This is a genomic window from Sutcliffiella sp. NPDC057660, from assembly GCF_042800035.1.
Lineage (GTDB): Bacteria > Bacillota > Bacilli > Bacillales > Bacillaceae_I > Sutcliffiella_A.
The window spans coordinates 111,047-122,500 of the sequence record NZ_JBHVHV010000002.1; the positions used below are offsets into that span (position 1 = coordinate 111,047).

At 44.6% G+C, this 11,454-nt stretch carries 10 protein-coding genes; all 10 read right to left on the reverse strand.

All coding sequences use genetic code 11. The annotated features are described in order from the left end of the window. Positions 1-36: 36 nt before the first annotated feature. Entirely contained in the window at positions 37-1,329 is a 1,293-nt protein-coding gene (gene spoIVB / locus ACFVAD_RS02215) for a SpoIVB peptidase (protein WP_386635649.1), read from the reverse strand. 386 nt (positions 1,330-1,715) lie between these two features. Next, positions 1,716-3,422 carry a DNA repair protein RecN gene (recN, locus tag ACFVAD_RS02220; protein WP_386635651.1) on the reverse strand — a complete coding sequence of 569 codons (1,707 nt, stop codon included), beginning with the start codon at positions 3,420-3,422 and terminating at the stop codon, positions 1,716-1,718. A gap of 34 nt (positions 3,423-3,456) precedes the next feature. Next, on the reverse strand, positions 3,457-3,906 hold the full coding sequence (gene ahrC, locus ACFVAD_RS02225; protein WP_386635653.1) for a transcriptional regulator AhrC/ArgR: 450 nt from the start codon (positions 3,904-3,906) through the stop codon (positions 3,457-3,459). Between the two features lie 120 nt (positions 3,907-4,026). Continuing rightward, entirely contained in the window at positions 4,027-4,860 is an 834-nt protein-coding gene (locus ACFVAD_RS02230) for a TlyA family RNA methyltransferase (protein WP_386635655.1), read from the reverse strand. Positions 4,861-4,865: 5 nt separating this feature from the next. Next, positions 4,866-6,758, reverse strand: coding sequence for a 1-deoxy-D-xylulose-5-phosphate synthase (gene dxs, locus ACFVAD_RS02235; RefSeq protein WP_386635657.1), 1,893 nt, complete (start codon positions 6,756-6,758; stop codon positions 4,866-4,868). A gap of 379 nt (positions 6,759-7,137) precedes the next feature. Continuing rightward, positions 7,138-8,034: a polyprenyl synthetase family protein gene (locus ACFVAD_RS02240; protein WP_386635659.1), complete on the reverse strand. Its 897-nt coding sequence runs from the start codon at positions 8,032-8,034 to the stop codon at positions 7,138-7,140. Beyond that, positions 8,035-8,280, reverse strand: coding sequence for an exodeoxyribonuclease VII small subunit (locus tag ACFVAD_RS02245; protein ID WP_386635661.1), 246 nt, complete (start codon positions 8,278-8,280; stop codon positions 8,035-8,037). After that, on the reverse strand, positions 8,273-9,628 hold the full coding sequence (gene xseA / locus ACFVAD_RS02250; protein ID WP_386635663.1) for an exodeoxyribonuclease VII large subunit: 1,356 nt from the start codon (positions 9,626-9,628) through the stop codon (positions 8,273-8,275). Before xseA ends, ACFVAD_RS02245 begins: the two co-directional genes overlap by 8 nt. 147 nt (positions 9,629-9,775) lie before the next feature. Then, positions 9,776-10,648, reverse strand: coding sequence for a bifunctional methylenetetrahydrofolate dehydrogenase/methenyltetrahydrofolate cyclohydrolase FolD (folD, locus tag ACFVAD_RS02255; protein WP_386635665.1), 873 nt, complete (start codon positions 10,646-10,648; stop codon positions 9,776-9,778). 223 nt (positions 10,649-10,871) lie between these two features. Continuing rightward, positions 10,872-11,270: a transcription antitermination factor NusB gene (nusB, locus tag ACFVAD_RS02260; protein ID WP_386635667.1), complete on the reverse strand. Its 399-nt coding sequence runs from the start codon at positions 11,268-11,270 to the stop codon at positions 10,872-10,874. Positions 11,271-11,454: the final 184 nt, after the last annotated feature.

The following is an 11,454-nucleotide window of genomic DNA, read 5'->3' on the forward strand; positions in this document are numbered from 1 at the left end:
AATTTAAGATAAACAAAAGAAAAAAAGCGAGCTGTATCAGCCCACTTTCTTCAGGTTTTCCTTTTTATAGATGTCAATTCCGGCTTCATTCAGCATCCATTCTATGTGAACACCATAACCTGAAGTCGGGTCGTTGACAAACACGTGTGTTACCGCACCGATAACCTTGCCATTCTGTATGATGGGACTGCCACTCATTCCTTGGACAATTCCACCTGTTTTCTCTAAAAGGACCGGATCCGTAATCTTGATGACCATTCCTTTTGTTGCCGGAAACTTTTGTGGTATCGAGCTGATCACTTCCACATCAAACTCCTCCACCTTGTCTTCATTTACGACGGTCAGTATTTTTGCAGGCCCCTCTTTTACCTCATGGGAGAGTGCGATCGGCAATGCTTTATCCATTATGCCGTTTTGGATATCCTGATGGAGCGTTCCGAAAATACCGAACGGACTGTTTCTGGTGATATCGCCGATGGAAGAACGATCGTTGGAGAAACGGGCCAGCTTCTCACCTGGCACCCCATTGCTTCCTTTTTCAATAGACGTTACGGTGGAACGGACAATCTGTCCATCCTGCACAACAATCGGCTTTTTGGTATCCATGTCCGAAATGACATGTCCAAGTGCACCGTACTTCATCGTGATGGGATCATAAAAAGTCATGGTCCCGATTCCTGCAGCAGAATCCCTGATATACAAACCGATTCGGAATGTACTGTCCTGCTTATCTTTTAAGGGAACTAATTTGGTCTCGATGGTTTTCTTATCTCTAGTTATGACAACATCGAGCGGAGCACCGGTTTTCCCGGCATTTTGAACAAATGGGGCAACATCGCTCATCTGTTCAATTGTTTCACCATTGATCTTTGTAATAATGTCACCGACTTGAATGCCCGCAATTTCACCAGGTGACTGCTTTCCCTCTACCGTATCCACTTGATGATGACCGACAACCAATACACCTAAAGTATTTAATTTCACACCGATGGACTGACCACCAGGATACACTTTATATTCAGGGATTACATCCACATTCACTTGCTTGATCGGGATACCGGCAAGTTCTAGTACAACTTGGCTTTCCCCGCTTTTCTTACCGTTAAGAGCCACTGCACCATTTTCCGTATCTATTCCAACAGAAGGTTCATTTCCTTTCACTACCGCATTCACAGGTAAGGATGATTGGAAATGTATGCCTTGCCCTTCAAACATCGTTATTTTATTGGGAATTTGGATAAACTCTTTAAATGGCTGACTTGCACAAAATACCATGACTGAAACAAGGAGAAATACACCGATAATTTTTCTAATTAAATCTTCTCTCAAGCTTTTTCACTCTCCTCGCTCCTATCCCACACCTTTCATGGCTACATTATATAATTTTGCCTTCTACGCCCACATTTATAACCAATATATAAATAAAAAAGCTACCCAATATGGATAGTTATACAAGGTATGTGGGATGTATAAATGCGAGTGTGGTGAGTTCGGGGTGATTTTCGAGGAAGCATTGATTTTTTTCAGTCAAATTCCACGTTCACTGGTGCTATTCTCACGTTTCTAGGTTCTGTTCTCACGTAACACCCACCTATTCTCACGTAACCTTGTTCTATCCTCTCACAACCGCACGATATCCTCACGCTGCTCTTCCTCCAATCGCACACAAAACAAAAAGCGCTTCCCACTCCAATAATGGGAAACGCACCTATTCTTTAAGCCTGCTTCATACTGCCAGCAAGCTCCAGTAATTCTTTTGCATGCTCTTTGGTGAGGCTCGTGATTTCGACACCCGAGATCATCCGGCCGATTTCGCGGATTTTCTCTTCTTCCCCAAGCACGTTCACTTTGGTTTTCGTCCGTTCTCCCTTTACATCCTTGCTGATGAAGAGATGTGTATCGGACATGGCAGCCACTTGTGGAAGGTGGGAGATGCATAGCACCTGTGAATCCACGGATACCTGATAGATCTTCTCTGCGATGCTTTGTGCGACACGACCGCTTACACCAGTATCCACTTCATCAAAGATGATTGAAGTAATCCCCTGATGCTTAGAGAAAATGCTCTTCAGAGCCAGCATGATTCGAGAAAGCTCCCCTCCTGATGCTACCTTTGCCATCGGCTTCAGCGGTTCGCCAGGGTTGGTGGTGAGATAGAACTCCACCATATCCACTCCATTCTTCTGAAAAAGAAAACCGTCTTGTCCCTTTTCTTTTCTCACTTCAAAATGGACGTCGAATATCGCTTTTTCCAAATAAAGATCCTTAAGTTCCTTATGGATGCTCTTTGTGAGCTTTGCAGCAGCCTTCATGCGGGCTTCAGTCAATGCTTTGGCTTCCAATGCGAGATCCTCTTTTAATGATTGTAGCGATTCCTGAAGCTGGTGTATGTGAGAGTCACGGTTCTGCAGGGTCTCCAGCTCTTCTTCGATTTTAGAGGCGTATTCCAGGATTTCCTCAACCGAACTGCCATACTTCCTTTTCAGTTGCTTGATTTCGTTTAATCTGCTTTCGATGAAATCCAGGCGCTTTGGATCGAATTCAAGCTGATCGATCTCGTCCCGCAGTCGATAGGATAACTCCTCAAGCTGATAGTAGGAGTTGGAGATTGTATCAAAAACATCCTTCAGATTCTTATCGATCTCCTCCAAGCCCTCCGCTTCAGACATGGCCTGTCCGATCCAATCAAGTGCCTTTTGTTCACCATGCATGGCATAGTAGCAGTTGTTCAGGGACTGATAAAGACGTTCATAGTTACTGATTTTGGTTCGTTCCTCAAAAAGCTCTTCATCCTCATCGATGGTAAGCTGTGCATTGTTGATTTCCTCTGCCTGGAATTGCAGCAGATCAAGGCGGTGTGCCACTTTCTGCTCGTTTTCCGTCAAGTGAAGGAGACGCTTTTCCACATCCTTGTACTCTTTATATATTTCTGAATAGGCCAGCAGCTCCTTTTGAACCGCCTTGCCGCCGAACTGATCAAGGAGTGCCAGATGTAGATCGGGATCCATGAGCTCCTGATGCTCGTGCTGTCCATGAATATCGACAAGGGTTTGTCCCACTTCTCGTAAAAGAGCGATTGTAACGAGCTTTCCGTTCACTCTGCATACACTCTTTCCTGTCGCATGGATTTCCCTTCTCAGTACCACCATCTCGTCTTCAATATCTATGCCAAGCTCCTTGCAGACCCGATAGCATGGATGGGACTCATCCTCAAGCAGGAACAGCCCCTCAAGCTCTGCACGTTTCTCTCCGAATCGTACAAATTCATGGGAGCCACGGCCACCAGCCAACAGGTGGATGGCATCGATGATAATGGACTTCCCTGCACCTGTTTCACCTGTCAGGACAGTCAAGCCTTTTTCAAATGAGATTGACAGAGATTCTATAATGGCAAAATTTTTGATCGTTAATTCTGCAATCATTCCATCACTTCCTTTACGGAATCGTCCTATATTTTTAAAGCATATTAATAAATTTTTCGGATAGCTCTTCGGCCTGCTCTGGGGTGCGGCAGATGACCAGGCATGTGTCATCTCCACAGATGGTTCCCAGTATTTCCGGCCAATCGAGGTTATCGATCAATACACCGATTGCATTGGCGTTACCGGGCATCGTTTTCATGACGATCATATGACCTGCGATGTCGAGTTTGACGAATGCATCCATCAGGGATCGCTTCAGCTTCTGCAACGGGTTAAAGCGCTGATCGGCTGGAAGGCTATATTTGTATCTGCCGTCCATCATCGGCACTTTTACAAGATGCAGCTCCTTGATATCCCTTGAAACCGTAGCCTGCGTGACGTTGAACCCAGCGCTTTTTAAGCGATCCACTAATTCATCCTGCGTTTCCACTTCACTGTTTGTTATCAGTTCTCTAATTTTAATATGTCTTTGCCCCTTGGTCATTTCGGCACCCCTTAAATATATCTATGTTGCATGACAATACCTAGCTTTATGTTAATTCAAACCTATTCATATGTAAAAGAAAACTATCGCCGCACGTTAAAAAAAGGAACAACTGAAAAGTCATTCCCCTTTTTCTGCTTTTAATTGTTGATGTGCCTCTGTAACCACTTGGGAAATGGTATATTTCAGGTGATCTGATCCAGCATCCTTTGGTCCGCACCATTTAAGATGGAGGAGGAATTCGATATTCCCTTCTCCTCCGGTGATTGGGGAAAAGGAGAGGTCTTCTACATCGTAGCCTTCCTTTAAGCTGAAATCGCGAATCATCTCAAGGACAGCCTCATGGATTTCCGGCTCGCGGACAATCCCTTTTTTACCTACCTGCCCTTTACCTGCTTCGAATTGCGGCTTTACAAGTGCCACAATATCACTATCAGGAACAAGCAATGTTTTAAGAACAGGCAGGATCAATTTAAGGGAAATGAATGAAACATCGATGCTTGCAAATTCAGGCATGCCGAATGTCAGGTCAACTGGAGTGACATAGCGGAAATTGGTCCGTTCCATGACAACCACACGTTCATCCTGACGAAGCTTCCAGGCAAGCTGGTTGTAGCCTACATCGAGTGCATAGCTCAGTTTCGCTCCGTTTTGAAGCGCGCAATCCGTAAAGCCACCGGTGGATGCGCCGATATCAAGGAGAATCTTGTCTAATACATTCAGATCAAAGACTTTTAGTGCTTTTTCAAGCTTAAGTCCTCCTCTGCTGACGTAAGGTATAAGATTTCCTTTTATCGTCAATGGGGCATCGATTGCCACTTTTTCACCAGGCTTGTCCAAGCGCTGTTCATTTGTATATACGAGTCCTGCCATGATGGAACGCTTCGCCTTTTCACGCGTTTCAATCAGGCCGCGTTCCACTAATAATACATCTAGTCTTTCTTTTTTCGCCATATGTCCTATGCCCTTTTTTGTTTTCTTCTTGTTGAAATCAATTTTACGTTTTCTGCTACTTTAGCAGCCGTCAGATCTATTTCATTCATTAATTCCTTTACACTGCCGTGCTCGATGAACCGGTCTGGAATTCCCATTCTGACAACTCTGTTCGTATAGCCGTGATCGCTTGCAAATTCCACGACCGCACTACCGAATCCACCTTGCAGCACAGCTTCCTCAACTGTTACAACTGGCATACCTGATTTGAACAGGTCATGCAGCATCGCTTCATCCATCGGTTTGATGAATCGCGCATTTACTACCTTCACTGAAAGTTCATCCTTTGACAAGGCTTCTGCTGCTTCAAGTGCCATGCCAATCGTTGTACCGAATGTCAGGATTGCAGCATCCGTACCTTCCTTCAGCACTTCCCACGAACCGATCGGAATTTCCTCAAGCTCCGCATCCATTTTCACGCCAAGACCGTTTCCTCTAGGATAGCGGATTGCAATTGGTCCTTGATCGTATTTACTCGCTGTATAAACCAGATGCTGACCTTCATTTTCGTCCTTCGGCATCATCAGCACCATATTTGGAAGATGCCTTAAGAAAGCAATATCAAACACTCCTTGATGGGTTTCCCCGTCCTCACCAACAAGACCAGAACGGTCAATACCAAAGAATACATTCAAGTTTTGGCGGCAAACGTCATGCACAACCTGATCGTACGCTCTTTGCAGGAATGTGGAATAGATGGCAACAAACGGCTTCATCCCTTGCGTGGCAAGTCCTGCAGCCATCGTCACGGCATGCTGCTCGGCAATGCCGACATCATACATGCGCTCTGGGAATTCCTTTGCAAAGTTCTCAAGCTTTGATCCGACAGGCATCGCAGGAGTGATGGCAACGATACGCCCATCTTCACGGGCAATCTTCCTGACGGTCTCACTTACCACACTGCTCCAGGCAGGGGGTGCGCCGGCCGGCTTCAGGACATCGCCTGTTTCGATTTTATAGGGACCTATTCCATGCCATGTCCCGATTTTATCGGATTCTGCAGGCTCATAGCCCTTCCCTTTTTTCGTCACCACATGGATCAGAACCGGGCCTTCAGTCTTCTTCGCATAATTAAGGTTTTCTATTAAATCGTTGTAATTATGTCCATCAATCGGCCCGAGATACGTAAACCCGAGCTCTTCGAAGAACATCCCGCTTACTACGAGGTATTTCAAGCTGTCCTTGATTCTTTCTGCCGTAGAAGCCAGTTTCCCGCCAACTGCCGGGATTTTCTTCAACAGCACTTCCAGCTCGTCTTTCACCCAGTTATATTTGCCGGCAGTGCGCATTCTTCCGAGTGCACTATGCAGCGCACCAACATTTGGTGCAATCGACATTTCATTATCATTCAGGATCACAATCATATCCTTCTTCTCATGCCCGATATGATTTAAAGCTTCAAGTGCCATTCCACCTGTCAAGGCGCCGTCCCCAATAACCGGGATAATGTACTCCTTGGCACCCTTGATGTCACGTGCTGCAGCCATCCCCATAGCTCCGGAAAGAGAGGTGGAGGAATGACCAGTTTCCCATACATCGTGCTCACTTTCATTGCGTTTCGGGAAACCGCAGAGACCCTTATACTTACGCAATGTGCCGAATTCACAGGCCCTGCCTGTCAAAATTTTATGTACATAGGCCTGATGCCCAACGTCCCACAGGAATTTGTCTTTCGGGCTGTCAAACACTTTATGAAGAGCGATGGTCAATTCCACCACACCAAGATTCGGACCGATATGTCCTCCGGTAGTCGATAATTGCTCAATCAGAAATTTGCGCACGTCGGCACTTAATTCTTCCAACTCGGCAATTGACATATTTTTAAGAAATTGCGGGCTTGTAATCTTTGTAAGATCCAAAAGGGATCACTCTCTTTCCTTGCTGAATTCGCTTATTTTTATCTTTAGAACAGTTCTGATGGAACCGTTTACTTTTGAACCGTTCCGCCATGGAATGATACCATTATGCTCCGCCTGAAAAAATAGCCGCTAACACAGGTGTGATAACGGCGAAAAGCTAAACTCCAATTAGTGGCTTCATTCCATTTATAAACAATAGTATAATTCTGCACCTTATATGTTAAGCATTTGTATTTTCTTCACAATTATTTATAAATTTTCACTTGATGTAAGTTTCCATATGTAGATGGGCATTTAGAGTATGCGATACTACTCTTTAGTCCCATTTACTATATCATAAAAAGAGTAAATGCTCAATTTTCCAAATGCTTTTTGTCGATTAATGGTCCCTTTTGGCAATCAGGTCACAGAGCTGTGCCAAAAGATCAGATTCAAGCGGCAAGCTCTTCAGCAACTTCTTTGCTTCTTCTATGTGGTGGTTCAGTTTTTCCTTGGCACCTTCCATAGTAAGAAGAGCTGGATAGGTCACTTTTTCATTCAGCGTATCAGACCCGACCGGTTTGCCTATCTTTTCAGCTTCTCCTTCAATATCAAGGATATCGTCCCTGATTTGAAAAGCGAGTCCAAGATGATCGGAAAACTTGGATAGCATGGTCAACTGGTCATCGGTTGCATCTGCAAGTACGGCACCCGCATAAATGCCATAGCCAAGCAGCTTTCCTGTTTTGTTCCGGTGGATATATTCAAGATCCTCAAGCAGTAGTTGTGCACCTTCCCCTTCCATATCCGCAACCTGTCCACCTACCATTCCGCTGGGACCTGCCGCCTTTGCCAACTCTTTGACAAGCATAAGCACTTTAGATGGAATAACTCCTTTTTCGAGCAGACTCTCCATCACTTCAAAGCTGTAGGTCAGAAGTGCATCTCCCGCAAGAATCGCCATTGCTTCCCCGTACACCTTATGGTTGGTAGGCTTTCCTCTGCGGAAATCATCATCATCCATACTCGGTAGATCATCATGGATCAGGGAGTAGGTATGAATCATTTCTATTGCGCACGCAACCGGAAGACCCAATTCCTCGTTTTTTCCGAAGGAATGCAGCGTTGCAAGGACAAGTAGGGGGCGGAGCCTTTTCCCTCCCGCTTTCAGGGAATATTTCATCGATTCCACAAGTACTGAAGGGGCATCCACGTTTTCCATATAACTATAAAGCTTATCTTCCACTATCGGTTTTCTATCTTGCAAAAAAGTTTGGAGGTTTGTATGTGTCGACAATTAAGCTTCATCCTCCTGTATCGCAAAGGACTCCAACTCACCGTTTTCCTTCAGGATCTTTTCCATTTCACCTTCTACATGGGTAAGCTTGTCATGACAGAGCTTGGAAAGCTTCATTCCTTCTTTATAATGGGAAATGGCCTCTTCCAATGGAACATCCCCTTCTTCGAGCTTTTCCACAATAGCTTCCAGCTCTCTCATAGCCTCTTCGAATGATACTTCTTTTTTCGTCTTCTTTTCACTCATTGTTTTTTCGCTCCTTTATCTCCTGCACTTCACAATCAAGGGTTCCATCCTGTAAATTAACCTGCAGGGTGTCCCCGACCTTCACCTGCTCTTTGCTTTTTACAATTTCTCCACTGCTTGCGTATGCCACGCTATACCCACGGCTCATTATTTTCAATGGACTTAATCCATCTATCTTGGTTAAGCGATTTTGAAACTCCCATTGCTTCTTTTGCAATGCCTGCCTCATGTATTTTGTCAGCATTTTGGTCTGCTGCTCCAAGGAGCCCTTCTCCAATTCCAGTTGCTTTCTGGGATGGTTGCGCTCGAGCAAAGATGATATCTGCAGTTGCTTGTCACGCTTTTTTTCCACAAGGCGCTTCATGGCTGCTTCAAGGTCATCCATCATCCGGTCGAGCTCCTGCTCCTTTTGAACATAGAGGTTTTTCGGGAATCTGAATGCATAGGACTTCTGCAGCGTTGCAAGACGGTCTTTGAAGCCTTGTATCAGTTTATTGGACGCGCGATGCAATCTGAATTTCCGGTCAGATAGCCGCTCCATCAGCTCATTGATATGAGGAACTGCCAGCTCTGCAGCTGCTGTCGGCGTCGGTGCTCGCATATCTGCAACAAAATCAGCTATCGTAAAGTCTGTTTCATGGCCGACCGCTGAAATGATCGGAATCTTTGAGGCGAAAATTTCCCTTGCTACGATTTCCTCGTTGAACGCCCAAAGCTCCTCAATCGATCCGCCACCACGGCCAACTATAATTACATCCACTCCATCCAGTTCATGTGCCTGTTTAATCGCCTTCACAATGGATGGTGCAGCATGTGTTCCCTGAACAAGTGCCGGGATGACAACGATGTTCGTGAGGGGATACCTTCTTTTAAGTGTCGTAATGATATCCCGGACTGCCGCTCCTGTCGGGGAGGTGATTACACCAACCGTTTGAGGATATTTGGGAAGGGGCTTTTTATATGTAGTGGAAAACAGCCCTTCGCTTGAAAGCTTTTTCTTCAGCTCCTCATAGGCAAGATATAGGCTTCCCACTCCATCCGGCTGCATTTCTTTTATGTACATCTGATACGACCCATTCGCCTCATACACAGTTAACTCCCCGCGTACCAGCACCTTCATTCCTTCTTCCGGTTTAAAGGCGAGGCTTTTGTTCTGTCCGGCAAACATCACAACCTGCAGCCTGGCATTCTGATCCTTCAGCGTGAAGTACATATGTCCTCTGCTATGCTGCTTGAAATTGGATATTTCGCCCTTTAGCCATACATCCTGCAGATGGGGATCGACATCAAACTTTCTTTTTATGTATTTTGTCAAAGCTGTAACTGTCAAGTACTTGCGATCACTCATTACGGGTCGCTCCTTTTTAAAGCCTTATCCTATCTCTTGTTCATATAGGAGGCTGAACAAAGACTATTTGAACATCCTCTATTATAAAAGAATATGAAAAAAGACGGAAGAACCAATGTTCCATCCATCTCTAAACATACCATATAGTCAGGAAAACGTCTTGTTTGCCCTTCCGATTTTTTGTGCTGATTGCAGTGTATTCTGGAGGAGCATCGTGATGGTCATCGGTCCGACTCCACCAGGAACAGGAGTGATGTAACTCGCTTTTTCCTTGACCATGTCAAAGTCCACGTCTCCACAAAGCTTTCCTGTTTCGAGCCTATTTACTCCTACATCAATGACAATCGCGCCATCTTTAACAAAATCAGGGCCAATGAGTTTTGCTTTTCCAACTGCAGCAATCAGGATATCCGCCTGCTTCGTGATGGAGGCAAGATTCTTTGTGCGCGAATGGCAATACGTTACTGTGGCATCTTCTTTTAAAAGTAGCTGCCCAACCGGTTTGCCGACAATATTACTTCTACCGATAACCACTACATGTTTTCCTGCGATAGGAATGTTCAAAGACTTGATCATTTCCACAATTCCATATGGGGTGCATGGAAGGAATGCCTGTTGATCGATCATCATTTTTCCGATATTTACGGGGTGGAAACCATCCACATCTTTGTCAGGAGAGATACTTTCAATGACTGCAAGTTCGTTTATGTGCTGAGGTAGGGGCAGTTGCACCAAAATTCCATGTACCGTTTTTTCCTGGTTATAGAAGGAGATGCGTTCCAATAGTTCCTGCTCCGTCAGGGTTTCGGGATAATGCTCCAAAATGCACTGCATCCCCGCTTCTTCACACGCTCTTTGCTTAGCTCGGACGTAGGAATGGGATGCCGGATTATCACCGACAAGAATCACTGCCAAGCTGGGTTGTGTTTGTATATCCGCTACAAGTTTCTGAACTTCTGTTTTGATGAAGGCTCTTTTCTCTGTTGCCAGTTCTTTTCCAGATACGATTACTGCTGTCATGAATAGCTCCCCCTTAAGCCTGTTACGCTTTATTTATGGCTGTTTTCGCATAGATTGTTGCTTTTGACGTACTTAAAGTAAACACGTTATATTACTATTCCTCGTGCTCTTTTCAGTGTAGTAGATTCTTTACCACTTTGAATAATATGGAGTGAAATGCTGTAAAAAATCCAATTGCCGATTTTTTTACGGGCGTAAAATAACAAACTTTAAGAAAAGAGCTTTATTTATTTTCAAAAGTTGTCTTCACTTTGGATAAAACGGCGTTAATAAAACTACTTGATTTTTCGTCACCAAATACTTTCGCCAATTCAATCGCTTCGTCAATGCTTACATTGACCGGGATTTCCGTTTCGTATTTCATTTCATAGACTGTCATACGAAGAATCGTACGATCGACAGTTCCAAGGCGGTCAAGTGACCATTTTTCCAGGTGCTGCTTCAGCGTGGAATCGATTTCTTCCCGATGCTCCATTGTTCCAAACACAATATTATTCAGGAAGTCGTCCGCTTTCTCGCCTTCTTCCAGCACATTTTGCACTGCTTCTTTCGGTTCTACATCACTAACATCCATTTGGAAGATAGCTTGAAGAGCTTTTTCTCTTGCTTTACTTCGCTTCATTCGTAAATCTCCTTATCGTGCCCAACTAGTATATAAAGATAATAGCACATTTTTATAAAAAAACACACATTTTCCATTCGCTTTTCACACAAAATACATACATTTTTAAACGGCGCATTGTATTCGTTCGTGTTTTCGGATATATCAACCGGCTTTGGGGAAGCGTTTATTATCCGTTTATTCC

Coding starts and splice junctions, on each gene's coding strand:
- ACFVAD_RS02245 (WP_386635661.1), bottom strand. CDS start 8,280: ATGAGTGAAAAGAAGACGAAAAAAGAAGTATCATTCGAAGAGGCTATG.
- nusB (WP_386635667.1), bottom strand. CDS start 11,270: ATGAAGCGAAGTAAAGCAAGAGAAAAAGCTCTTCAAGCTATCTTCCAA.
- folD (WP_386635665.1), bottom strand. CDS start 10,648: ATGACAGCAGTAATCGTATCTGGAAAAGAACTGGCAACAGAGAAAAGA.
- recN (WP_386635651.1), bottom strand. CDS start 3,422: ATGATTGCAGAATTAACGATCAAAAATTTTGCCATTATAGAATCTCTG.
- ahrC (WP_386635653.1), bottom strand. CDS start 3,906: ATGACCAAGGGGCAAAGACATATTAAAATTAGAGAACTGATAACAAAC.
- xseA (WP_386635663.1), bottom strand. CDS start 9,628: ATGAGTGATCGCAAGTACTTGACAGTTACAGCTTTGACAAAATACATA.
- ACFVAD_RS02230 (WP_386635655.1), bottom strand. CDS start 4,860: ATGGCGAAAAAAGAAAGACTAGATGTATTATTAGTGGAACGCGGCCTG.